This is a genomic window from Mucilaginibacter sp. KACC 22063 (genome assembly GCF_028736115.1).
Taxonomy (GTDB): domain Bacteria; phylum Bacteroidota; class Bacteroidia; order Sphingobacteriales; family Sphingobacteriaceae; genus Mucilaginibacter.
Map to the genome: position 1 here is coordinate 1802561 of NZ_CP117877.1, position 24352 is coordinate 1826912.

General features: G+C 40.8%; 19 protein-coding genes. 6 read left to right on the forward strand and 13 right to left on the reverse strand.

Going from position 1 to position 24352, the window contains the following annotated elements:
• Positions 1-6 precede the first annotated feature (6 nt).
• From nfi to lpdA, 4 genes are all read right to left on the reverse strand, one after another.
• On the reverse strand, positions 7-717 hold the full coding sequence (nfi, locus tag PQ461_RS08045; protein ID WP_274303124.1) for a deoxyribonuclease V: 711 nt from the start codon (positions 715-717) through the stop codon (positions 7-9).
• Positions 718-783: 66 nt separating this feature from the next.
• Entirely contained in the window at positions 784-1644 is an 861-nt protein-coding gene (locus PQ461_RS08050; RefSeq protein WP_090466905.1) for a sigma-70 family RNA polymerase sigma factor, read from the reverse strand.
• A 112-nt stretch (positions 1645-1756) separates the two neighbouring features.
• Complete coding sequence (locus PQ461_RS08055; RefSeq protein WP_274303126.1) at positions 1757-2596, reverse strand: MBL fold metallo-hydrolase; 840 nt, start codon at positions 2594-2596, stop codon at positions 1757-1759.
• Positions 2597-2731: 135 nt separating this feature from the next.
• Positions 2732-4123 carry a dihydrolipoyl dehydrogenase gene (gene lpdA / locus PQ461_RS08060; RefSeq protein WP_274303129.1) on the reverse strand — a complete coding sequence of 464 codons (1392 nt, stop codon included), beginning with the start codon at positions 4121-4123 and terminating at the stop codon, positions 2732-2734.
• A 326-nt stretch (positions 4124-4449) separates the two neighbouring features.
• Between lpdA and PQ461_RS08065 the strand changes: the two genes are divergently transcribed.
• The gene (locus tag PQ461_RS08065) at positions 4450-7653 is read left to right on the forward strand and encodes a TonB-dependent receptor (protein WP_274303131.1); all 3204 of its coding nucleotides are present in this window, start codon (positions 4450-4452) and stop codon (positions 7651-7653) included.
• 102 nt (positions 7654-7755) lie between these two features.
• Here PQ461_RS08065 and PQ461_RS08070 read toward each other — a convergent pair whose 3' ends face one another.
• Entirely contained in the window at positions 7756-8937 is a 1182-nt protein-coding gene (locus tag PQ461_RS08070; RefSeq protein ID WP_274303133.1) for an AIR synthase related protein, read from the reverse strand.
• A 69-nt stretch (positions 8938-9006) separates the two neighbouring features.
• Between PQ461_RS08070 and PQ461_RS08075 the strand changes: the two genes are divergently transcribed.
• Positions 9007-10794 carry a chloride channel protein gene (locus PQ461_RS08075; RefSeq protein ID WP_274303136.1) on the forward strand — a complete coding sequence of 596 codons (1788 nt, stop codon included), beginning with the start codon at positions 9007-9009 and terminating at the stop codon, positions 10792-10794.
• A gap of 47 nt (positions 10795-10841) precedes the next feature.
• Here the strand turns inward: PQ461_RS08075 and PQ461_RS08080 are convergent, their stop codons facing one another.
• Positions 10842-13013 (reverse strand): glutamine synthetase III family protein, encoded by a 2172-nt coding sequence (locus tag PQ461_RS08080; protein WP_274303138.1) that lies wholly within the window; start codon positions 13011-13013, stop codon positions 10842-10844.
• Between the two features lie 233 nt (positions 13014-13246).
• Here PQ461_RS08080 and PQ461_RS08085 point away from each other — a divergent pair, with 233 nt between their 5' ends.
• Positions 13247-14062 (forward strand): energy transducer TonB, encoded by an 816-nt coding sequence (locus tag PQ461_RS08085; protein WP_274303140.1) that lies wholly within the window; start codon positions 13247-13249, stop codon positions 14060-14062.
• A 62-nt stretch (positions 14063-14124) separates the two neighbouring features.
• Here PQ461_RS08085 and dnaJ read toward each other — a convergent pair whose 3' ends face one another.
• The 5 genes from dnaJ to PQ461_RS08110 all read right to left on the reverse strand — a co-directional run bounded on the left by dnaJ (position 14125) and on the right by PQ461_RS08110 (position 18652).
• Positions 14125-15294, reverse strand: coding sequence for a molecular chaperone DnaJ (gene dnaJ / locus PQ461_RS08090; protein ID WP_274303142.1), 1170 nt, complete (start codon positions 15292-15294; stop codon positions 14125-14127).
• Positions 15295-15384: 90 nt separating this feature from the next.
• Positions 15385-16020 (reverse strand): nucleotide exchange factor GrpE, encoded by a 636-nt coding sequence (locus tag PQ461_RS08095; protein ID WP_274303145.1) that lies wholly within the window; start codon positions 16018-16020, stop codon positions 15385-15387.
• Between the two features lie 165 nt (positions 16021-16185).
• The gene (locus PQ461_RS08100) at positions 16186-16869 is read right to left on the reverse strand and encodes a cell division ATP-binding protein FtsE (RefSeq protein WP_274303146.1); all 684 of its coding nucleotides are present in this window, start codon (positions 16867-16869) and stop codon (positions 16186-16188) included.
• Between the two features lie 5 nt (positions 16870-16874).
• A complete protein-coding gene (locus tag PQ461_RS08105) occupies positions 16875-17078 on the reverse strand; it encodes a fructose-6-phosphate aldolase (protein WP_274303147.1) in 204 nt (67 codons plus the stop codon).
• A gap of 551 nt (positions 17079-17629) precedes the next feature.
• The gene (locus tag PQ461_RS08110; protein ID WP_274303148.1) at positions 17630-18652 is read right to left on the reverse strand and encodes an aldehyde dehydrogenase family protein; all 1023 of its coding nucleotides are present in this window, start codon (positions 18650-18652) and stop codon (positions 17630-17632) included.
• Between the two features lie 104 nt (positions 18653-18756).
• On the opposite strand from PQ461_RS08110, the gene PQ461_RS08115 reads away from it, so the two are divergent.
• On the forward strand, positions 18757-19110 hold the full coding sequence (locus PQ461_RS08115) for a 4Fe-4S dicluster domain-containing protein (RefSeq protein ID WP_109607680.1): 354 nt from the start codon (positions 18757-18759) through the stop codon (positions 19108-19110).
• Between the two features lie 59 nt (positions 19111-19169).
• Here PQ461_RS08115 and PQ461_RS08120 read toward each other — a convergent pair whose 3' ends face one another.
• Positions 19170-19505, reverse strand: coding sequence for a hypothetical protein (locus tag PQ461_RS08120; protein WP_274303149.1), 336 nt, complete (start codon positions 19503-19505; stop codon positions 19170-19172).
• Between the two features lie 112 nt (positions 19506-19617).
• Complete coding sequence (locus tag PQ461_RS08125; RefSeq protein WP_274303150.1) at positions 19618-20625, reverse strand: glutamine synthetase beta-grasp domain-containing protein; 1008 nt, start codon at positions 20623-20625, stop codon at positions 19618-19620.
• A 671-nt stretch (positions 20626-21296) separates the two neighbouring features.
• Between PQ461_RS08125 and PQ461_RS08130 the strand changes: the two genes are divergently transcribed.
• Together PQ461_RS08130 and PQ461_RS08135 are read left to right on the forward strand one after the other, a co-directional pair.
• Positions 21297-22853, forward strand: coding sequence for an ammonium transporter (locus tag PQ461_RS08130; protein ID WP_274303151.1), 1557 nt, complete (start codon positions 21297-21299; stop codon positions 22851-22853).
• A 216-nt stretch (positions 22854-23069) separates the two neighbouring features.
• Complete coding sequence (locus PQ461_RS08135; protein WP_274303152.1) at positions 23070-24140, forward strand: porin; 1071 nt, start codon at positions 23070-23072, stop codon at positions 24138-24140.
• Positions 24141-24352: the final 212 nt, after the last annotated feature.

Below are 24352 nucleotides of genomic sequence, written 5' to 3' on the forward strand. Positions count from 1 at the left end.
TTTGTTTTAAAACATGGAAAGCTGGCTATCATTACTGCCGTCATCAACACGCACTTTATTAACCAGCAAATGTGCCTGGCGGGTAGGCTCCGGTATTCGGTAACCTTTAATGCAGTTCTTTATAATATCAACGCTTTGCCCCATGCTTACCCGATGGCCGGGTGATATAAAAATAGGGTTACAGTTCTTTTTAGTGCGAAGCGCTACACCGACAACCTGATCGCGATCGTACATCAGGCTTTGAGCAAATACCGCGTTTGCCGGTTCTGCATATTTGCCGCTTAACCTGCTTTTGGCGCTGCCTATTGACGGAATGTCTGTCAGTAAGCCGAAGTGTGTGGCGATACCTAAACGGCGTTCATGCGCAATACCTTGCCCGTCAAGCACCATTAAGTCTGGTTTTACTTCAAGCTTGTTCCATACTTCAAGCAGTGCTGGCACTTCTCTGAAAGCCAATAAGCCAGAGATATAAGGAAACGTTGTAGTCGTTTTTACAGATGCACTTGTGATAAAGGTCATTTCCGGATACTTCAGTAGTATGATTCCTGCATAAACTACATCTGTGTATTTGTTAAAAGAGATATCAGCACCACCGATGATTTTAATTTCTTTATCAAGCGGCTCAATATTTATTTGCTGCCTCAATTGGTTTTGGTAAGCAATGGCCTGGGCAGGAGTGAGGCTTTGATAATCAGAAGGCGAAATATTATTGATCATTTGTTTATACAAACAAAAAAGCCTTTGGTTGTTCACCAAAGGCCCTACAAATTTTTTCAATAAAGGTTAACCCAAATATGATTTCAGGATTTTACTCCTTGAAGTGTGTCTTAGTCTTTGCAGTGCTTTGTCTTTAATCTGACGTACGCGCTCACGTGTTAAATTGAATTTTTCGCCAATTTCTTCAAGTGAAAGCGGATGGTTGGTGCCAAGGCCGAAGAAAAGAACGATAATTTCGCGCTCGCGCTCTGTCAGTGTTGACAGTGAACGTTTGATCTCTTCTGACAACGACTCGTTAATTAAGATAGAGTCCGTGTTTGGTTCCTGGTTCTCCAGTACGTCAAGCAACGTATTTTCTTCACCTTGTACAAACGGGGCATCCATTGAAACATGGCGGCCTGAATTGCTCAGGGTATCAGAAATTTTATCAACAGTGGTTTCCAGGATATCGGCAAGCTCTTCTGGTGAAGGCTCACGCTCATACTCCTGCTCTAATTTAGAGAATGCCTTGCTGATTTTGCTTAATGAACCTACCTGGTTTAGCGGAAGGCGCACAATACGTGATTGTTCGGCAATAGCCTGCAAAATAGACTGACGGATCCACCATACTGCGTAAGAGATAAACTTAAAACCCTTGGTTTCATCGAAACGTTTAGCTGCTTTAATTAAGCCTAAATTACCTTCATTGATCAGGTCGCCAAGTGTAAGGCCCTGGTTTTGGTACTGTTTTGCTACGGAAACTACGAAACGTAAGTTGGTTTTGGTTAAGCGTTCTAACGCGGCCTGGTCGCCTTCGCGAATTTTTTGCGCTAAAATTACTTCTTCTTCGGCAGTGATTAGGTCAACCTTACCAATTTCGTGCAAGTATTTGTCCAGTGACTGGGACTCACGGTTGGTAATGGATTGCGTGATCTTGAGTTGTCTCATCTATTTTTATTACCTCGATTCTTTGATATAGAATTGAACGTGCAAAGGTATGAAAAGTTACCCGTAAAGTAAATAATATTTTGAAACGCTCAAAATATTACAGCATACTTACCTAAAGCTCGTTAATATGTAGTATTTCCTTTATTCTGATGCCTTTTTCTGTATGTTGAACGGTGCAGCATTCATTCACCGGATCATGTTCTAAATAAAGTATATAGTCGTTATCTGCAGCCTCTTTAAAGAAAAGTTTACGCTCTGTCATGGTGGTTAACGGAAACATGTCATAAGCCATTACATAAGGAATAGGTAAATGCCCAACAGAAGGCAGCAGATCGGCCATATAAAGTATTTTATGCCCTTTATAACTAATCAGCGGCAGCATCATTGATTCGGTATGGCCCGAAGCAAAACGCACATCAAAATTATCCATGAAACTGGTTTGCTCCGTTACATCAATAAAATTAAGCTGTCCGTTTTCCTGTATAGGCAAAATATTTTCTGATAGAAACGAAGCTTTCTCCCGCTCGTTAGGATTTACCGCCCAATCCCAATGTTTGGCGTTGCTCCAGTATTTTGCATTTTTAAACGCCGGTACAAGCTTTTCTCCATCACGAATTACGGCACCACCTACATGGTCGAAATGTAAGTGCGTTAAAAAAACATCCGTAATGTCATCAGCACTGAAACCATGTTTAGACAGAGATTTATTCAGGGTAGTATCGCCATGCAGATAATAATGACTGAAAAATTTATCGCTTTGTTTATTGCCTATTCCAGTATCTATCAGAATAAGGCGGTTGCCGTCCTCAATCAGCAAGCAGCGCATGGCCCAGGTGCACATGTTGTTTTCATCTGCCGGGTTAGTTTTCTGCCAGATAGATTTTGGCACCACGCCAAACATAGCGCCACCATCTAACTTAAACAAGCCTGTATCAATGGTATATAGCTTCATTTTAGTAGTGAAGTTGGTAAAGCTGAATCAGGAATTAGTTTTACAATAATGAGATAACAGCAGTACCGTTTCTTACTCAGAGTTATAAAAAAAGTCCGGGAGATAAGTGTCTTCCGGACTTTTTTATTTCGACTATTATAAGTGTATGCATTCGCCGTAAGCATCAGCTGCGGCTTCCATTAATGCCTCGCTCATGGTAGGGTGAGGGTGAACGGTTTTAATAATATCGTGGCCGGTAGTTTCAAGTTTACGTGCGGCAACAACTTCAGCAATCATCTCGGTCACGTTGAAACCCACCATGTGTGCACCTAAAAACTCACCGTATTTGGCATCAAAAATTACTTTAACAAAGCCGTCTTTCGCACCTGCTGCGCTGGCTTTACCAGATGCAGAGAATGGGAATTTACCTACTTTAATTTCGTAACCTGCTTCGCGGGCAGCTTTTTCGGTGTAACCTACAGAAGCAACTTCTGGCGAGCAGTAAGTACAACCAGGAATGTTGTTATAATTGATCGGTTCAACATGCAGGCCTGCAATTTTTTCAATACAGGTAATAGCCTCGGCAGATGCAACGTGTGCCAGCGCCTGGCCCTTTACAATATCACCGATGGCATAGATGCCGTCAACGTTGGTTTTGTAATAATCGTCAACCAATACTTTACCTTTGTCAGTCTTAACGCCAAGTTCTTCAAGGCCTAAGCCCTCAAGGTTGGTGCTGATACCGATAGCAGATAATACTACTTCGGCTTCTAATACTTCCACGCCTTTTGCAGTTTTAACGTTCACTTTGCAAAGCTCGCCGCTGGTATCAACAGACTCAACAGTTGAGCTGGTCATGATATTGATGCCTTGCTTTTTAAGGCTGCGTGCCAGTTGTTTAGAAACATCCTCGTCTTCAAGCGGAACAATGTTATCTAAAAACTCAACAACTGTTACTTTAGTGCCAATTGAATTATAGAAATAAGCAAACTCGATACCGATTGCACCTGAACCAACTACTACCATTGATTTTGGTTGCTGCGGAAGGTTCATGGCCTGGCGGTAACCGATGATCTTTTTGCCATCCTGTTTAAGATTTGGCAGTTCGCGGCTACGGCCGCCAGTAGCCAATATAATATGTTTAGCCTGGTACTCAGATGTAGCGCCATCGTTGCCTTTTACTTCAACAACGCCTTTGCTTTTTAATTTACCTGTACCATAGATCACATCGATCTTGTTTTTCTTCATCAGGAACTGAACGCCCTTGCTCATGCCATCGGCAACACCGCGACTGCGTTTAATTACAGATTCGAAATCAACAACACCCTGGCCTTCTATTTTAATGCCATAATCAGCCGAATGATTAATATATTCAAATACCTGTGCGCTCTTTAATAAAGCTTTAGTAGGGATACAGCCCCAGTTAAGGCAGATACCGCCCAATGATTCTCTTTCAACTACTGCGGTTTTAAAACCTAATTGGGAAGCACGGATTGCAGCAACATAGCCACCCGGACCAGACCCTATAACAATTACATCGTAGTTCATAGTTATACTGATTATGCTTTTTTAATGTGTGCCAAAACTAATCAAAAACACTGACATGCGAAACCCTATTAAACACGCATGCTTTAACATGACGCTGGTGTTATATATACATACTTAAAAGGTAGTTTTATTGTAATTTTTTAATTACAGGTAATGTTTAAATTCGTGAAATAGTGCCTCAATACAATTCAATAGCCAATTTGTTTAGCGATACTAATATTTAGTTTATATAGATTTGATATTGTTAACATTAACTTAACATTAGCCCTTTTCTATTTCTTATCTTTGCGCGTTATTTAAACATAAGTTAAACAAACAAACAAAGCATGAGAAAACAGATACTTCTCTCTGTATTATTTTTATTTGCTGCGGTAGTTTCCTTTGCACAGGTTACTACAGGTAGTTTTACAGGCACCATTAAAGATTCAAAAGGTTTGCCGCTACCAGGCGCAACCATTGTTGCTACACATGTGCCAACCGGTACTAATTATAGTACTACATCTCGTGGTAATGGTGATTTCACTATTCCAAACGTAAGAGCAGGTGGCCCTTACACCGTAAAGATCAGCTTTATTGGTTTTGCCACCCGTACTTTTACAGACCTTAACGCAAGTTTAGGTACACCAACCAAATTGGACATTACTTTATTAGACGAAGGTAAAACCCTTGCAGAAGTAAATGTTACAGCAGCTAAAAAAGGCAGCGTTATCAGCGCTGAAAGAAAAGGCCCTTCAACTAACGTTTCTGCACGTGAAATTCAAAGCCTTCCTACCATTACCAGGAGCGTACAGGATTTTGCACGTTTAACGCCACAGGCTGTTTCTGTAAATAGCAGTTCTGATGGTAGCCCGCTTGGTATCCAGTTTGGTGGCCAAAGCAATAAATTTAACCAATTTACGGTTGACGGTGCCATGAGTAATGACGTTTTTGGTTTGGCTAACAGCGGTACCAATGGTGGCCAGGCTGGTGCAAACCCTATTCCAATCGAATCTATCCAGGAGTTACAGATTGTGCTTGCACCTTATGATGTTACCCAAGGCGGTTTTACCGGTGGTGGTATCAACGCAGTAACTAAAAGCGGTACCAACGAAGTTCATGGTTCAGCTTATGGTTATTTGCAAAATCAAAATTTTGTAGGCAAAAGCCCAAGTACCGATTTAAAGTATCAGAATTTTAAGAATAACACTTATGGCTTTACTTTGGGTGCGCCAATTGTTAAAAATAAATTGTTCTTCTTCGGTAACTACGAGCGTATAGACAACTCTACGCCGTTAGCCAATGATCCTGCTCAGGCTGGTTCCGGATCTAAATTTGATCCTGCTGTATTACAACAGTTACGTGACTTTGTACAAAAGACTTATAATTTCGATATCGGTGACAGCTACGGTAACATTAACAAAAACCAAGGGTCACACTATGCTTTCGGTCGTTTAGACTGGAATATCAATGATAGAAATAAGTTAACTGTACGCCATAGCTATTCAGATGGTGAAAACTTCTCGATCAGCCGTAGCCCTACAACCATATTTTTTACCAGCAACGGTTATACATTTAAAACCAAAAATAATTCGGCAGTTGCAGAGTTGAACTCAAGCTTTAGCAGCGGCGCATCAAACGTATTGCGTTTAACTTATACAGCTACCCGTGACAGGCGTTCTACTGCCGATTTTCCTCAGGTGTATATTCAGGAAAGTGGTTTAAATTATAATTTTGGTGGTGATGGTTCATCAGTAAGAAACAGCCTTGCACAAGACAGCTGGACATTGACTGATAACTTTACCATTTACAAAAACAAACACACCATTACTTTTGGTACTGATAACTTATTGTACAAATCAAACAACGTATTCCTGCAATACTATTATGGTTACTACAATAAATACACTTCCATAGCTCAATTTGAGAATAATCAGCAACCTCCTGCTAACTACAGTGCTTATTACTCAAATGCTGGTGGTAATGATAATGCCAATCAAATTTTAAAAGCAGCTCAATTAGCGGTTTATGGCCAGGATGTTTGGAGCATAAGCGACAAATTTAAATTGACTTACGGTTTACGTATTGATATGCCGGTGTTTTTAAATAGCCCTGCTGAAAACGTTGCATTTAATGCCACTGCTATTGCACAACAATACGGTGTACAAACCAACAAGGCGCCAAAATCTACGCCGCTGTTTGCACCAAGAGTCGGCTTTAACTATGATGTTAACGGCGATGGTACTACCCAATTACGTGGTGGTGCAGGTATATTTACCGGCCGTGTACCTTTTGTATGGATCTCTAACCAATATGGTGGTACAGGTGTAACAATTACCAAATTCACAGCTGGTAATAGTACTAACCCATCTATTTCCAACATCAAGTTTCACTACGATCCCAATGATCCGCATTTAGGTGCTCAATTAGGCGCAAGTAATGCTCCAAGTGAAATTGACTTAACAGATAAAAACTTTAAGTTTACGCAAACTGTACGTGCTAACTTTGCAATCGATCAGAAATTGCCTTTCTGGGGATTGATCGGAACTTTAGAGGGTATTTACACTAAAAAGATCAACGATATCAATTATCAGAATCTTAACTTAACTACTAACGTAACTAATGTTACTTTAGGTAACACAACCCGTCCGTTCTATAACTTCACCCGTGCAAATAACAGTTATACTGATGTTATTTACATGACTAATACCAGCAAAGGTTACGCATATAACTTAACTGCACAGATTCAGAAACCATTTTCTAAAGGTTGGTCAGGAAGTATCGCTTATACCTATGGTCATTCAACCTCACTTAATGATGGTACAAGCTCAACCGCTATTTCTAACTGGCGTTTTGCTTACAATGTTAACGGTTTAAATAGCCTGGACGTAAGCCGTTCCAACTATGATCCGGGATCACGTGTGGTAGGTTATGTTTCTAAACGTTTCTCATACCTGAATAACAGAATGTCAACAACTGTTGGTTTAGTTTACATCGGTCAGTCTGGTCAAACTTTGTCTTACCTGTATAACCAAAACATCAATGGTGATGACGCTTCAAGCAAAGGTTCTTCAGCTGACTTAGTTTATCTGCCAACTACCTTGGCTCAGGCTCAGTTTGCACCATTAAAATCTGGTACTACTACCATAAGCCCACAACAACAGTTTGATGATTATATGGCTTATGTTAACAGTAACCCATATTTGAAAAAACACCTTGGCCAAAATACTCAGCGTAATGGCGACAGGTTGCCTTGGGAAAATCACTTTGACTTAAAAGTACAACAAGACTTCAGAGTTTACAAAACTCATACTTTGTCTGTAACATTTGATGCCATGAACGTTGGTAACTTATTAAATAAAGATTGGGGACATTCATATTATGCAAGCAACCAGTCTGTATCATTATTTCAAGTAGTTACACAAGGTGCTAATCCTACTTTCAACTTCGACAAAACAAAACTTAACACAGTTGAAGGCAAACAACAAGCTTACATTTACAACGACTATTTATCTCGTTGGAGAGGTCAGTTAAGTGTTCGTTACTCATTCTAATCATTAGAAAAAGTACATCATGCAAAGGCCCTGGATATTATCCGGGGCCTTTGTTGTTTATAATGAAAAGTATAAAATACTTGTCTGCTAATAAATCAGCGCTTACTGGTAAATAAACTCGCCAAACTCAGATCGGATAGTCACTTGTTTGGTAGCTGCGCTTTCTACACGACCTACTATTTGAGCAGAGATATTAAAGCTTTCGGAAATGGCAATGATATCCTGGGCAATCTCCTGCGGAACGTATAATTCCATACGGTGCCCCATATTAAATACCTTGTACATTTCCTGCCAGCTGGTACCAGATTCTTGTTGTATCAGTTTAAACAATGGCGGGACATCAAACAGGTTATCTTTAATTACATGCAGGTTATCAATAAAGTGCAGTACTTTAGTTTGCGCACCGCCGCTGCAATGTACCATACCATTAATTTGTGAACGGTATTTATCAAGTATGGCTTTAATTACCGGTGCATAGGTGCGGGTAGGAGATAGTACTAATTTACCGGCATCTACGGTTTCACCATTGCCGATATCAATTTTATCGGTAAGTGATTTACTGCCTGAGAATACCAGATCAAAAGGAACGGCAGGGTCAAAACTTTCTGGATAATCGGTTGCCAATTGCTTGCCAAATACATCATGACGGGCAGATGTTAATCCGTTGGAACCCATGCCACCGTTGTATTCACTTTCGTAAGTGGCTTTTCCGTAAGAAGCCAGCCCGACAATAACATTGCCCGCTTTGATGTTTGCATTATCAATTACATCGCTGCGCTGCATACGGCAGGTAACAGTCGAGTCTACGATAATAGTGCGTACCAGGTCGCCAACATCGGCAGTTTCGCCGCCTGTAGAATATATCCCAATACCTGCATTGCGCAGTTCGGCTAAGATTTCTTCTGTGCCGTTGATTATCGCAGCAATAACTTCACCCGGAATCAAATTTTTGTTCCGCCCTATAGTTGATGATAATAGTATATTATCTACAGCGCCAACGCAAAGCAGGTCGTCCACATTCATAATAATGGCATCCTGTGCAATTCCCCGCCATACCGAAATGTCACCGGTCTGCTTCCAATATAAGTACGCTAATGAAGATTTTGTACCGGCACCATCAGCGTGCATTATATTGCACCAATCGGCATTGCCGCCTAAAATATCGGGGATGATCTTACAAAAAGCTTTGGGAAAAATACCTTTATCAATGTTTTTGATGGCATTATGTACATCATCTTTTGATGCGGATACGCCTCGTTGGTCATACCTTTGCGAAGAAATCATGCTTCAAATATACGCATATCAGTACTTTTATACGTTAATTTATTAAATTGCAGCCCTTCCCGTTCTATTATGTTAAAAACCATTCTTCACTATATAAACGTTAACCGTTGGCGGTTAATAAAGATCAGTAAGAATAATTTTCTGATTTATTGCAGTGTTTTCGTTGGCCTTATGGGCGGCCTGGCAGCTGTAGCGCTTAAATATCTGGTCCATTTTATGGAAGATCTGAGCCGGAATATTGGTGCTCATGTACCATTTCACTTCATGTACATCTTCCTGCCTGCATTGGGTATTTTACTTACTATTTTATACCAGCACCTGGTTAACCGCGACCAGATACAGAAGGGTATAGGCACTATTATATTTAATATCAAACGCAACAAAGCGAATATGAAGTTTAATAATGTGTATTCGCATTTGATAACCAGTTCGCTTACTGTAGGCTTCGGTGGCTCATCTGGTTTGGAGGCGCCTATTGTTTCAACAGGTGCAGCTATTGGCTCTGTAACAGGCCGTTTTTTTAAACTGACCACCCACCAAAAATCTTTGCTTATTGCAGCAGGCGCTTCTGCCGGTATCGCTGCTGTTTTCAACAGCCCGATTGCAGGTGTGCTTTTCTCACTGGAAATTTTATTAGGAGAGATCAGTATCCCTACATTTATTCCACTTTTAATTGCTTCTGCAACGGGGGTGGTTGTGGCTAAGATCCTTTATTCAAGACAATTGTTTCACTTGGCTACCGAAGGCTGGCATTTGCAGGCTTTACCCTTTTATTTATTGTTAGGGCTTTTAAGCGGATGGACAGCGATATATATCAGTAACGTTGCACATAAGCTGGAAAAAGGAATTTTTAAGAAACAGAATCGTTATGTAAGGGCCGTACTTGGCGGCTTGATTTTAGGTGTGATCATTTTGATCTTCCCGCCATTGCTTGGTGAGGGATACCATTATCTCCAGGAAGTGTTGAATGGAAATATCAATGTACTACAGGAAGAATCTTTGTTTAGTACATGGTTGCAACACCCATTAATTATGGCAGGATTTATTGCTGCGCTGGTATTTATGAAGGTAATTGCAGCAGGCATTACGCTGGGCTCGGGTGGTAATGGCGGTACTTTTGCACCTACTATGTTCACCGGTGCATTTTTAGGGCTTTTTGTGGCTTATGCCGTAAACCTTACAGGTTGGGTACATCTTAATACCAGTAACTTTATTGCAGTAGGCATGGCAGGTGCATTAAGTGGTGTTTTACATGCGCCTTTAACAGCAATCTTCCTTATTGCCGAAATCACCGGCGGTTATATTCTTTTCATTCCGCTGATGATTGTTTCTGCAATATCTTACATCATTGCAAGGCTGTCAAACTCACACAATATGTATTGGCATGACCTGATACATGAGAAAAATGTGCGCCCGGATAAAGATTATGAAATGCTGACCGCCATAGAGATCAGGAAAGTTGTAAACCGGAAATATACTGCCGTAAAACGCAACAGGCCGATCAAAGAACTTTATAAGTTAATGGCTGAAACCAGCACAAACATTTTTGCCGTATTGGATGATGAAAAGCATTTGCAAGGCGTTGTACTGTTAGACGAACTACGTAAACGGATAGTAGATGGCACCTTATCTGCCACTGCTACAATAGAAGACCTGATGATTGAGCCGCCTGCCGTTATTGAATATAATCAGAGCGCTGAGGATGTAATGGACTTATTTGATACGCTGGATGTTTGGCAACTGCCCGTAGTATATCATGGAAGGTTTGTTGGCTTTGTATCGAAATCAAACATGTTGACCGAATACCGCAAGGTTTTAATAGGGCAGCATCACCAGCCGGATCCTTTTGGACATTGATAAACAAAAAACGCCGTCATCTATCAACGGCGTTTTTTGTTTAAGAGCTATTTAATAAATAATAACTCTCTGAATTTTGGCAAAGGCCATAGGTTATCGTCAACCAGTTGTTCCAGTTTGTCTACATGGTAACGTATGCTCTGGAAATATGGCTTTACCGTTTCATCATAAGCTATTGCTTTTTCGCGAGTGCCTTCAATGCTATTAGCTTTTTTGCGTTCTTCCAGCATTTGATCAGCATTGGTTTTAATGAAATTGATGTGCTCTGCCAGTTTGGTTATAATATCTAACTGAGCAGCATAGCTTGATTTATCAAGGCCTATTTCTTTTAGGCCTTTCACGTTTTCAACCAGTTTGCTCTGATACTCAATAGCAGCCGGGATAATTACACTGTTGACCAGTTCGCCAATTACACGGGCTTCTATTTGCAGTTTCTTGTAGAATTCTTCTAACAAAATATCATGGCGGGCATGTGCCTCGCGGCGGGTGAAAACGCCGGTATCTTCGAAAAGCTTTTCTGTTTTCTCAGCAACCAGTACATCAAGTGCTTTAGGGGTTGTTTTAATGTTTGATAAACCACGGCCCTCTGCCTCTTTTTCCCACTCTGCACTGTAGCCGTTACCCTCAAAGCGGATTGCCTTCGATTCTTTGATATAGCGTTTGATTATAGTAAGCAGGGCAACGTCTTTCTTTTCGCCTTTGCGCAGCAGTTTGTCAACATCAACCTTAAACTTCTTTAATTGATCTGCTACGATCAGGTTAAGGATGGTCATCGGATTGGCTGAATTTGCAGATGAGCCTACGGCACGTAATTCAAACTTGTTACCTGTAAATGCAAAAGGAGAGGTGCGGTTACGGTCGGTATTGTCTTTTAAGATTTGCGGAATTTTTGGGATACCTTGCCATAAAGATGCTTCGTCCTTAAGTTTTTTGCTGATGCGTGATGTTTCGATCTCGTCTAATACATCACTAAGCTGGCTTCCCAGGAAAATAGAGATAATAGCCGGGGGAGCCTCATTTGCCCCCAGGCGATGGTCGTTATTAACCGAGGCTATAGATGCCCTTAACAGGTCTGCATGTTCTGATACTGCCTTTATGGTGTTCACAAAAAAGGTAAGGAACATCAGGTTGTTTTTAGGCGTTTTGCCTGGCGACAATAGGTTTTTACCGGTATTGGTAATCATCGACCAGTTGTTATGCTTGCCAGAGCCGTTTACACCAGCATAAGGTTTTTCATGCAGTAATACCTTAAAATTATGGCGTTTGGCAACCTTATCCATTAAGTCCATTAACAACGAATTGTGGTCAATTGCCAGGTTGATTTCCTCGTAAATAGGAGCACATTCAAACTGTGACGGTGCAACTTCGTTATGGCGGGTTTTAAGCGGGATGCCTAATTGTAATGCTTCGGTTTCAAAGTCTTGCATGAAGGCATACACACGATCAGGGATAGATCCGAAATAATGATCTTCCAGTTGCTGATTTTTAGCCGACATGTGGCCGAAAAGTGTGCGTCCGGTAAGGTACATATCCGGGCGGGCATTGTATAAGGCCAAATCAACCAGGAAGTATTCCTGCTCTATACCCAATGAAGCATTTACTTTTTCAATGCTCTTGTCAAAGTAATGGCAAACATCTACTGCTGCTTTATCAAGTGCGTTTAAGGCTTTTAATAATGGTACTTTATAATCTAAAGCCTCGCCGGTGTAAGCTACAAATACGGTAGGGATACAAAGTGTACGGCCCATAATAAATGCGGGGGATGATGGATCCCAGGCTGTATAGCCACGTGCTTCGAAGGTATTACGTATACCGCCGTTTGGAAAGCTTGATGCATCAGGCTCTTGCTGCGCCAAGGCATCGCCGCTGAATTTTTCGATGGCACCATCGGGTCCAGGTTCAAAAAAGGCATCGTGTTTTTCGGCAGTGGTTCCTGTTAATGGTTGAAACCAGTGCGTATAGTGGGTGGCTCCCTTGCTCATAGACCACGCCTTCATAGCAGAAGCAATCTGTTCTGCAGTATCACGCGCAATTGGTTCACCGTTTTCTATAGAATTTATTATGCTTTGATAAGCTTCTTTCGACAAATATTCGCGCATTTTCTTTTTATCGAAAACATTGGTTGCGAAGTAGTCGGAAATTTTGCTTGCCGGTGTCTTGACCTCTGGTATTGTACGGGTTAGCACAGCCTGTAAAGCTTGAAAGCGAAAATTTGACATAAAATTTGGTTTATTCAGGTAAAAAATTTGCTAAAAATAAGAAATACAGTTTGATCTGAATGGTGATTGGCTAAAAACAATTCAATAAAATGAAGTAAACCATATCAAAGTAATGCAACTTAATAGTGATTTATTGCGACTATTATAAAAGTGATTGATATGATAAAACAGTTTAAACAAGTAAAATATTATATATGCGAATGCGTTATATAAGAAATTTAATTTCAATCACTATGCTTATTTCAAAATTTGATTTGTACAAGTCAGAGTGGCTCGAACTTGTATTTGAAAATCGTAACAAAAATTATGGCGCTTACGAATTAAGAAGCCATCATGCCGAAACCACGCTAAAGGCATTAGGTATTACTGTGTTTTCTGTGGTTGCCGCAGCGGTACTGGCAACTGTTATTTCAAGGTCAAAAACGGACACCCCTGTGCAAATGCCAATTGAGCATAAAACAGAAATTAATTTGACAAAGATTCATCAGCTAAAGCCTCCACCAGAATCAAAACCGGCTATGCCACATTCCGTAAAGCCTTTGAAGCCAACCGCAAGCGCACCCTCTGTGGTTATCCCTACGCATGTAACTTCTGAGCCTGTAAATACAGATCCACCAACACATGCGCAGATCGCAACTTCAACCATTGGCTCTGAAACCTCTAAAGGAACAGGAACTGCTGTAAACGTTGAACCCGTTACAACAGGCACTCCCGGCGGTACTGGTACAGCTCCAAGTGATAACACACCATTGCTTATTGCAGAAGTGTCACCAGAGCCTGTAGGGGGTATGGCTGCATGGTCTAAATTCTTACAGAAAAACCTGCGCTATCCGGACACTGAAGTACAGGGGCGTGTATTTTTGACTTTTGTTGTTGAGCGCGACGGTAGTCTTTCTAACATTAAGGTAGTAAAAGGCGTTAGTCCTGAAATAGATAATGAGGCAGTCCGCGTATTAAAAATGGCACCTAAATGGAACCCAGGGAAACAAGCTGGTCAACCAGTACGCGTACAATTTAATATACCAATCACCTTCCAGTTGAATAATTAATATTAGTGATGATATAAAACAAGAAAGCCCTGACATTGTCAGGGCTTTCTTGTTTCTAAGTTTTACTCAAAATATTCCTTCATCCGTTCAAAGAAACCTTTTTCGTTTTTACCCGGGTTAGGTTTAAAGTTCGGAGAATTCTGTAGTTTTTCTAACAGTTCGCGTTCTTCGCGGTTAAGCGCTTTTGGTGTCCATATATTAATATGTACCAATTGGTCGCCGCGATGATATGAATTAACTTCAGGCACACCTTTACCTTTTAAGCGAAGGATCTTGCCGCCTTGAGTACCTGGTTCTATTTTAATTTTGGCCTTGCCATCAATAGTAGGTACTTCAACGCTTGAACCCAATGCCGCATCTACAAAGCTGATATGCAGGTCATAGATCACATTGTTACCATCGCGTTTTAAGGTTTCATGCGGAATTTCTTCTATCAGGATGATCAGGTCTCCCGGTACACCACCACGCGGAGCAGCATTACCTTTGCCGCTCATGCTTAGTTGCATGCCTTCGCTCACACCTGCCGGGATGTTAATGCTGATGGTTTCTTCACCACGCACAACGCCATCGCCGTGGCAAACATTACATTTAGAAGTAATTACAGAACCTTCACCATTACAGGTAGGGCATGTGCTTGTAGTTTGCATCTGGCCCAGGATGGTATTGGTTACACGGCGAACCGCTCCCGAGCCACCGCAGGTCTGGCAGGTTTGAAATGCTGACTTATCTTTCGCACCCGTACCATCGCAGGTTTTACAAACTACCTGTTTATTAACTTTTATTTTCTTTTCTGCGCCGTTGGCAATTTCTTCAAGCGTAAGCTTTACTTTGATACGCAGGTTGCTTCCACGTGCTACCCTGCGGCCACCACCGCTGCTTTGACGCCCGCCACCGCCGAAAAATCCTTCGAACGGACTGCCGCCGCCAAATATATCGCCAAACTGGCTGAATATGTCTTCCATATTCATACCACCGCCACCACCATAGCCGCCACCTGCCGCAGAACTTGCATTTGCAGCATGGCCGAACTGATCGTAACGCTGGCGCTTTTCAGCATTGCTTAATACCTCATAAGCTTCAGCTGCTTCTTTAAAATTTTCTTCAGCCTGCTTATCACCCGGGTTTTTATCCGGGTGGTATTTAATGGCCATTTTGCGGTATGCCTTTTTAATTTCATCCGCGCTGGAGCCTTTAGCAACACCAAGTACGTCGTAATAATCTCTTTTTGCCATAATATCTATTGTTATTATGTTACTGCGTTATTTAGGTATAAGCAATACAGCTACAATAACTCAATAACCAAATAACGTAATCACCTAATTTTATGCTCCAACAACAACTTTGGCAAAGCGGATTACCTTGTCATTAAGGAAATAACCTTTCTCAAGTTCATCAACTACTTTACCTTTAAGGTCGTCTGTAGGTGCAGGTATGTTGGTAATGGCTTCGTGTATATCCGCATCAAATACCTCACCTTTGCTATTCATTTCTTTTAAGCCTTTGCTGCTTAAAATATGTTTCAGTTTATTTTGGATCAGAGCTACACCTTCTTTAACCGGAACAACGTCTGTAGCTGTTTCCATCGCTTTAAGTGCGCGCTCAAAATCATCAAGTACAGGTAGTAAAGCAGCAATAGTATCTTTACCGGCAGATAACCTTTCTTCTGCACGCTCTTTATTGGTACGGCGGCGGAAATTGTCAAACTCGGCATACAGGCGCAGGTATTTATCATTCGCACTTACCAGTTCCGCTTTCAATCTCTCTTCTGCAGATAAAGCAGGTTCAGATTGTGCTTCAACCTCTGGTTGTGCAACCGCCTCTTCACCTTGTGCATTTACATTCAGTTCGTCCGCAAGCGGATTTTGTTCTTCTTGTTGTTTATTCTCTGTACTCACGTTATTTATATTTTCAGATGCTTCCTTAGATTTCTTCTTTCTCAGCATTTTCTTAAAAATCATATTTATATAATGCAAATCAAGTATCCTGCCATTGCCTGTTCGCGGTCAGCTTGGCAGTTTTTCTCAGACTGTCATTTCAATTTGGCAGAAGTGGAAACTTGTGGCAGTATAAAGTGTCAGCTTTTATGGCTGGCTTGCAGATACAAATCGTATTAACTTATACTATTAAACGATCTGGGCGTCTTCAATTACCTGGCCGTTCTCACATTTAATAATGCGCGAAGGAAAAGCACGGATAATATGATAGTCGTGTGTAGCGATTAAAACCGCCGTGCCCGACTGGCTAATCTGTTTCAGCAGCATTACAATTTCCTCTGAAGTATCCGGGTCAAGGTTGCCGGTAGGCTCATCTGCCAGGATTATTTCAGGATCATTGATCAGTGCACGTGCAATTACCACGCGTTGCTGTTCACCACCCGACAGTTCATGCGGCATTTTTTTGATCTTTGAGCGTAAGCCCACCTTTTCCAAAACGTCTTTAGTACGTTCGTCTATTAATTTTTTGTCTTTCCAGCCGGTAGCCTTCATTACAAAGTGCAGGTTTTGCTCAACGGTACGGTCAGTAAGTAATTGAAAATCCTGAAAAACGATGCCCAGCTTACGGCGCAGGTAGGGAATATCTTTATCAGCAAGTTTCTTTAGATCGTATCCTCCAGCATGGCCTTCGCCTGTGCTGATTTTAAGGTCGCCATAAATAACTTTAAGCAAGCTACTTTTACCAGAACCTGTTTGACCGATAAGCCACACAAAGTCGCCTTTATCTACATGCAGGTTAACGTTTGAGAGTACAAGATGCTTCTGCTGAAAAATATCAACGTTTTGAAGTTTTATTATCGAATTTCCAATCATTGTTATTACAGTTCCAGTTTTAATATCTGCCCAAAGGGTAAATCTTTTACGATATTCATTATGTAATCGGCTTTGTCGCTCAACCCCACTTTATCCAGCGACTTTTCGGGTCTGTCTAACCTGAAATATGCCAGCAGCGTAAACTTGTCGTCGCGCAGTTGCACATAGTCGGGGATTTTGGCTACGCCTTTTACTTTAATAATATACATGTCCTTCAAAGGTATTGTTATTTTGAATTAAGTTAAAGGAGAAAATGTAAGTAAGGGCTGTGAATGTTGAATAAAAGTATGCACTATTTAATGTTATTTTCTTTTTCTCCCCAAAAGAAAGTAACAAAGAAAAGTCGTGACTTTGGCCTTGTTGCTTTGTGCCTTCAGTAAGTTAGCACTACCAGTTTTTTCCCCAACAAGCCCGAGGTCACATTTAAAACTGTTATGTCATTTTGTGCTTTTCAGCATAAGCACTACTTTGGTTGCAAATCTCACCAAGTAGAGAACTTTGAGTTTATGAATAAAACTACAGTCTACATAATCATAACCATTGTTAAGTTAATATCTGTACTTATCTGTATGGTATATGTTTTTTTTAATTTTAAGGCATGGAGGAACACCAAGAATAAGGAGAAATTGAAAAGAGCTGCATTTATATTTGGCGGTATGTTTATTTTGTTATTAATACTAACAGCAACAGAATTTTTAATTGCATATAATTAATCTGTGCTATGCAGCCAAGAAATTAACTACAGTCTCATTAAATACTATTATAGCTCCGTCAAAAATGCCATCGTATCAACACCATCAGCATAATCCCAAAGTTTAGGGTACTGGCTTTGGCCAAACTCTACGACTTGGTTCCCAGTATTGAGTTCCATTTTGCTTACAATGCATTGTATATTATCCTGCTGGTCGTTCAGCTTGTTAACGGCGTCTTCGTAAGTGTCATAAAAACTATAATAAACAACAGCAAGAGGCGAGGCGAGGCGTTCATCTTCCTTTAATAATAAAAAGCCGTTATCCAGATGTTCGTTGCGGTTTACCAGGAAAATGGCTTTATTATAATCATAGTTATTATGATATTTATGATGATCGGCAATGGGATTAAACTCTTCAATGGCTTCAAAAAAGGGTATAAAATTGTAATCTTTTGGTACTAACAAATGAGATACATTGCGGCAGCCTAATCCAAAATAGTCGAATATATCGTGCCCTAATTGTTGTAGTTGCTCTTTGGTTTCAAAGCCGCTTAATACACTTACACTGTTACGGTTTTTGCGGATGATATTTGGCACTTTACCAAAATAATAATCAAAGTAACGCGAGGTATTGTTGCTGCCGGTGGCGATGACCGCATCAAAGTTATCGAGGCGTTCCGTGTAAACGATTCGTTCTTTAAGCTCTGGCGCAAGCTCTATCAGCATTTGTAATACGTGGCGTATCAGGCGCGAGTCCTGCGAAGAAAGTTTAATCAGCGCAATATGTCCTGTGATCAGCACGCATAATATATCATGAAACCCAACCATTGGTATATTGCCTGCCAGTATTAATCCAATACGCTTAGGTTGGTGATTATTGACCGGGTAGCGGTTGACCCATGCGGTTATGTCGGCTTCGTTAAGCATTTGGCCGGTGGCCTTTACCGCACTCATTACGCTTTCCGGCGTAAACCATGCATTATGATAACGCTCGTTGTTAATTATTGCCGATAGCGTCTCATCTGGTGCAGATAGCTGCTTACCAAGTGTAGCAATGACGTTTATAATGTAATTTTTGTCAGTTATAACCATTTTAAATTGAGGTTTTTTAAACCCTAACAAGCCTTTTTTGTTATATTTGCGTTCGCATTTAATTAAATGCAAAGGTAAATTAAGATCATTAGAAATTTAATCATATGGCGATTAAAATCACCGACGAATGTATAAACTGCGGAGCGTGCGAGCCAGAATGCCCGAACAACGCTATTTATGACGCTGGTGCTGCATGGCGTTTCTCAGACGGTACCGGTTTAAAAGGTGTTATTGACTTTGGCGATGGCAATACCCTTAATGCTGAAGAATCACAGGCGGCACTATCTGACGATATTTATTATATAGTACCTGATAAATGTACTGAGTGTGTAGGTTTTCATGACGAACCGCAGTGTGCGGCCGTTTGCCCTGTTGACTGTTGTGTAGACGATGAAGACGTGCGTGAAACAGAAGAGGAATTGTTAGCTAAGAAAGACTGGCTTCACATGAACGAATAAGCTTTTTTGCATGAGCTGAAAAGGGAATGGGTGTTTACTCATTCCCTTTTTTATTGCTTTTAACGGTCCTTGTCCGGATCAAGCAAGCCAACGTTTACCGCTCCCTCATTAGGTTTAAGCATTTTGCTGGTATCATAATGCATTTCACCATTGGTTTCGCTCCCTTTGATTAAGCCTTTATCATACAGTTCTTTTAAAACGATATTAGCCATTGCTGTCAACTGTTCTGAGGTGATGCCTGGTTCCAGGTCTTCCAGTTTGGCAACAACTTCGTTAACGGTACCTTCGCCTAAGCTGGCCAGTGCGAAAATGATTTTATTTTTCTGCGTGTCTTCTGTATTGTAAGCTGGCGGAATGTGCAATGTAAATGCATCATTAAATTGTTCGTCGTTCATAAGGATGTATTTTATATGCTAACATCCTGATGCGTGATTTAGTTTGTCGGTTAAATAACACAAAAAAGGCTACCCGTTTAAGAGTAGCCTGGATATTTATAAATCCAACTTATTAGATAGCTGATTTTACAGTTTTAATGATACGTGCAGCAACTTTGTACGGATCGGCAGCTGAGTTAGGGCGACGATCTTCCAGGTAACCGTTCCATCCTTTTTGTACCGTATAAAGCGGGATACGGATAGAAGCACCACGGTCAGATATGCCATAGCTGTAATCATGGATAGAAGCAGTTTCGTGCTTGCCGGTTAAGCGTTGCTCGTTGTCAGCACCGTATACTTCGATGTGCTCTTTCACTACCGGGCGGAAAGCCTCAAGGATTTTTTTGTAAGTATCTTCGCTACCAGCGGTACGCAGTGTAGTATTTGAGAAGTTGGCGTGCATACCAGAACCGTTCCAGTCTAATGTACCAAGTGGTTTACAGTGCCAGTTAATAGCAACACCATAGCTTTCGCCAATTCTTTCCAGCAGGTAACGTGCAACCCAGATCTGGTCGCCAGCTTCTTTTGCACCCTTAGCAAAGATCTGGAACTCCCATTGGCCTGCAGCAACCTCTGCATTGATGCCTTCTACGTTAAGGCCAGCCTCTAAACAAACGTCTAAGTGTTCTTCAACAATTTCGCGGCCGAAAGCGTTGTTAGCGCCTACCGAGCAATAGTATGGGCCTTGCGGACCAGGATAGCCGCCGGCAGGGAAGCCAAGAGGTTTGTTAGTTTCAGGATCCCAAAGGAAATATTCCTGCTCAAAGCCAAACCAAAAATCGTTATCGTCATCCTCGATATGGGCACGTCCGTTAGATTCGTGCGGGTTGCCGTGAGAATCTAAAACTTCGCACATTACTAAATAACCTTCTTTACGCTGAGGGTCAGGGCAAATGAAAACAGGTTTCAGGATACAATCAGATGAACCGCCTGGTGCCTGTTCGGTTGAAGAACCGTCGAAGCTCCAAAGTGGGCAATCTTCTAATTTACCACTGAAATCTTTTTCAATTTTAGTTTTGCTGCGTAAGCTTTGTGTAGGTTTATAACCATCAAGCCAAATGTACTCAAGTTTAGCTGCCATGTTTTTTGAGAATTATAAAATTAGGGTTAAGCGATTAATATATTTTAATTAAAACGTGTGAATTTATATAGTTTTAGTGAAATATTGCGAATAAATCTCAAATAAAAATAAAAATCTGTACTTATTTCCTTCTCAAACAAAGTTGTTAGGGGTAAAATTGTAATTTTTGTAAAAAAGCTTTATGAATAGTATAAAAAAATGATGATTTCGCAAGAAGTATGTTTATCTGCTGTGATTCGGGCGAACAATCATTAAAAGTCGAGTGCTGGTCTTTTTTATATGTATTTCCTATAGATTTTCTATACTCTCTTCAGTAATTTACTTAATTTTTTCATTTATGAGTATTTAAAAGGTGAACTTTAATGTTTTTTTTCAATATGAAATAGTTATTTAATAAATATATAATTAGATAACTCGTTTTTTTTGATCTGTTTTCTTGAAAATATTAAAAATCACAAATAAACAACTCGTTAATATTTAAGAATTTAATAAAAATTTAATATTCTATTTAAATATAAATGAATTGATGAATTTATTTTATAATTTCATCATAATGATATATGATTTATTAAATATTGATAATGAATCTACTCTTATATCACAAAAATTATAAACTAACTAAATATCACATACTAACTTTCTTTAAAACTCAATCAAAACAATCATTAATTATGAAACCCCTGTCTAAACAACATGAATTGTTTGCCTCAATGTTTGAAAAAGGCAAAAAAAACTGGCGCATAGGTGCTGCAATTTTTGCAGGTAAGCTTATCGGTACATTTATAGTGATCGCAGCAATGATCATTTTGCCCGGATTGTTGGGTACACCCGCACATGCAGCCGATAAGCCAACAGAAACCGAAACAGCACTGATGAACACCGCTAATACTATTTGGACATTAGTGGCTGCTTTCCTGGTATTTGGTATGCAGGCAGGGTTTGTAATGCTCGAGGCCGGATTTGCCCGTAAAAAAGAAACTGTCAACGTATTAATGGAATGTATTTTTGATACATGCCTATGCGGCTTGTTATTTTGGGCGGTAGGTTACGCATTTATGTTTAGCGAGGGTAACGGTTTTATTGGTTATCATTGGTTCTTTTTGGCAGGCGCCCCTGCTACTTATATGGCAACAGGTATTCCGGTTCTTGCACATTGGGTTTTCCAGTATGCCTTTGCCGATACCTGCTCAACCATTGTATCAGGCGCTATGATTGGCCGTACCAGTTTCCGCGGCGATATATTATATAGTATAGGTATTACAGGTTTTATCTATCCTATTATTGGCCATTGGGCGTGGGGGCCGGGAGGTTTCCTGGCTAACATGGGTTTCCTTGACTTTGCAGGCTCAACTGTAGTACATACCATTGGCGGTATTGCTTCACTGGCAGGTGCTATTGTGCTTGGTCCGCGTTTAGGCCGTATCTTCCGCCGCGACGATAAAATTAAAGGCGGTATGCCACCTGCTCATAACTTAACCATTGCTGCGGTAGGTGCATTTATACTGTGGTTCGGTTGGTATGGTTTTAATCCGGGCAGTACCTTATCTGCCATGGATATGCAGGGGATAGGCCGTGTTGCAGCAAATACAACATTAGCAGCATGTGCAGGCGGTTTTGCCGCAATGTACCTGGCTTTATGGTTTGGCCCTACAAAAGGAAAGTTTGATGTAGGCTTCACAGTGAATGGTTTATTGGGCGGCCTTGTTGCCATTACCTGTCCCTGTTATTGGGTAAGTCCGCTTGGGTCTATTTTGTTAGGCGCTATAGCCGGACTGGTCATATTTGCAGGTACTTATGCTTTGGAATATTTAAGAATTGACGATCCGGTAGGCGCTGTGCCGGTGCATGGCCTTTGTGGTATCTGGGGAACATTGTCACTGGGCTTATTTGCATCAGGGCAATATGGTTTAACAGGCCCAACAGGTGCAGATAACTCAAAACCGTTTACAGGCTTATTCTACGGCGGTGGTTTTGATCTGCTTAAAGCGCAGGCAATAGGCAGCGGAACTGTTGTAGCGGCAACGTTTATTATAGCGTTTGCCATGATGTTCATCATCCGTAAGTTACCTCATCCATGGAACCTGCGTGTTGAAGAGCATGGCGAACTTGGCAAAGGCGGCCTTGATGTATTTGAACATGGTGCCGAAGCTTATGCCGAAGATGATGACGATATCGATATCAACGGCTTATTTGAAGGTGGTGCTGTAAAAAGCCCGCTTACTGTATAATTATTCAAGGCGCATGGCTTTTTAGTCATGCGCCTTTCTCTAAATTCTGTTTACTGCCGGTTCGCACACGCCCCTTGATCGAACCAGATAATGACCGGCCTGTAACTGACTAAAAATTCTAATTGTGTAACTAAACGGGCCTTTTAGGCACCGACAGCCATTTCTATGCTCAAATATTAAAGTAAAATTCAACCAATCACCCTAAAACAATTAAACATGAAACTTAAACTTTTACTGTTATCATTATTTACCAGTGTCGCTTTTTTCTCAAATGCCCAGGACACCACTAAAGCGGTAACCAATCCGCCGCTGATTATTTATGGTTCTGTGGATGCCTATTACAAATATGACTTCTCTGGTTACAAAGGACCTGCCGGTTCAAATATCCCTACCAGTTTTGCAAATGAGCAAAATTCTGTTTCAATAGGCATGATAGATGTCGGATTGAAAAAGAAAGTAGGTAAAGCAGCATTTGTTGGCGAATTATCATTTGGGCCAAGAGGGCAGGCACAGTCCATACCAACGGCTGCCGGTACATACGATGAACAGAATAACAGTTTTCATATTCAAAACCTGTATGTATCGTATGATCTGACTGATAAGTTTAACATGACCGCAGGTTATATGTCAACTTTTTTAGGGTATGAGGTTATTTCGCCGGCAGGTAACTTCAACTATTCTACCTCTTATTTATTTACCAACGGGCCATTTCAAAATGCAGGTTTAAAAGCCACTTATGCATTTTCTGACAAGGTAAGTTTAATGGCAGGTATATTTAATGATAAGTGGAACCTTTATCAATCAGTTAAAAAGGTAAATACGTTTGGTGCACAGCTAATGCTGGTACCCGTTAAAAACTGGACAGCTTATTTAAATTTCTTAGGCGGGCATGAATCTGGTGTAGAAGTAGATCTGACTACCAATTACCAGATGACCAGTATATTTAAATTAGGGCTAAATGCGGCTACTTATTCTGCACCAAGCGGAACAAAAGGTGGTTTTACAGGCGTGGCGCTTTATCCGCAGGTAGCAGCGTCTTCAATAGTTACTTTGGGTTTGAGGGGAGAGTATTTCAAAACTAAAAGCGGCGATTATCTTACTGTTGGTCCTGCGCCGGGCAGATCTGTATTGGGTTTAACTGCAACCGCCAATGTTAAAGCAGGGCCGCTTACCATTATACCCGAGGTAAGGTTGGATCATAACAAAGAAAAAGTGTTTATAGCAAGCGATCACTCCATGACACAATCTGCATCACAATTTTTAATAGCTGCTGTATACGCATTCTAAACTTCATATCTTATTACTTAAAGCGCCGGTTACCACGGCGCTTTTCTTTTTTATAATAGCCTTGTATTTAATTTTTTGATGAAATATTTGGAGGGTCGTTATTTAAAATTATATTTGTCTACTATTTCTATAGACAATGTATAATATAGCGTCTCAATCATTTGCTACTTGCTGCATATTACGCTCATGCTGTTGTTGCTGTTGAACCCCAT

Bases quoted from the DNA above. Each gene is read 5' to 3' on its own strand.
- lpdA (WP_274303129.1), bottom strand. From the start codon at position 4,123: ATGAACTACGATGTAATTGTTATAGGGTCTGGTCCGGGTGGCTATGTT.
- PQ461_RS08085 (WP_274303140.1), top strand. From the start codon at position 13,247: ATGCTTATTTCAAAATTTGATTTGTACAAGTCAGAGTGGCTCGAACTT.
- dnaJ (WP_274303142.1), bottom strand. From the start codon at position 15,294: ATGGCAAAAAGAGATTATTACGACGTACTTGGTGTTGCTAAAGGCTCC.
- PQ461_RS08070 (WP_274303133.1), bottom strand. From the start codon at position 8,937: ATGATTTCTTCGCAAAGGTATGACCAACGAGGCGTATCCGCATCAAAA.
- PQ461_RS08075 (WP_274303136.1), top strand. From the start codon at position 9,007: ATGTTAAAAACCATTCTTCACTATATAAACGTTAACCGTTGGCGGTTA.
- PQ461_RS08125 (WP_274303150.1), bottom strand. From the start codon at position 20,625: ATGGCAGCTAAACTTGAGTACATTTGGCTTGATGGTTATAAACCTACA.
- PQ461_RS08120 (WP_274303149.1), bottom strand. From the start codon at position 19,505: ATGAACGACGAACAATTTAATGATGCATTTACATTGCACATTCCGCCA.
- PQ461_RS08110 (WP_274303148.1), bottom strand. From the start codon at position 18,652: ATGGTTATAACTGACAAAAATTACATTATAAACGTCATTGCTACACTT.
- PQ461_RS08095 (WP_274303145.1), bottom strand. From the start codon at position 16,020: ATGATTTTTAAGAAAATGCTGAGAAAGAAGAAATCTAAGGAAGCATCT.
- PQ461_RS08100 (WP_274303146.1), bottom strand. From the start codon at position 16,869: ATGATTGGAAATTCGATAATAAAACTTCAAAACGTTGATATTTTTCAG.
- PQ461_RS08050 (WP_090466905.1), bottom strand. From the start codon at position 1,644: ATGAGACAACTCAAGATCACGCAATCCATTACCAACCGTGAGTCCCAG.
- PQ461_RS08080 (WP_274303138.1), bottom strand. From the start codon at position 13,013: ATGTCAAATTTTCGCTTTCAAGCTTTACAGGCTGTGCTAACCCGTACA.
- PQ461_RS08135 (WP_274303152.1), top strand. From the start codon at position 23,070: ATGAAACTTAAACTTTTACTGTTATCATTATTTACCAGTGTCGCTTTT.
- nfi (WP_274303124.1), bottom strand. From the start codon at position 717: ATGATCAATAATATTTCGCCTTCTGATTATCAAAGCCTCACTCCTGCC.
- PQ461_RS08115 (WP_109607680.1), top strand. From the start codon at position 18,757: ATGGCGATTAAAATCACCGACGAATGTATAAACTGCGGAGCGTGCGAG.
- PQ461_RS08065 (WP_274303131.1), top strand. From the start codon at position 4,450: ATGAGAAAACAGATACTTCTCTCTGTATTATTTTTATTTGCTGCGGTA.
- PQ461_RS08055 (WP_274303126.1), bottom strand. From the start codon at position 2,596: ATGAAGCTATATACCATTGATACAGGCTTGTTTAAGTTAGATGGTGGC.
- PQ461_RS08105 (WP_274303147.1), bottom strand. From the start codon at position 17,078: ATGTATATTATTAAAGTAAAAGGCGTAGCCAAAATCCCCGACTATGTG.
- PQ461_RS08130 (WP_274303151.1), top strand. From the start codon at position 21,297: ATGAAACCCCTGTCTAAACAACATGAATTGTTTGCCTCAATGTTTGAA.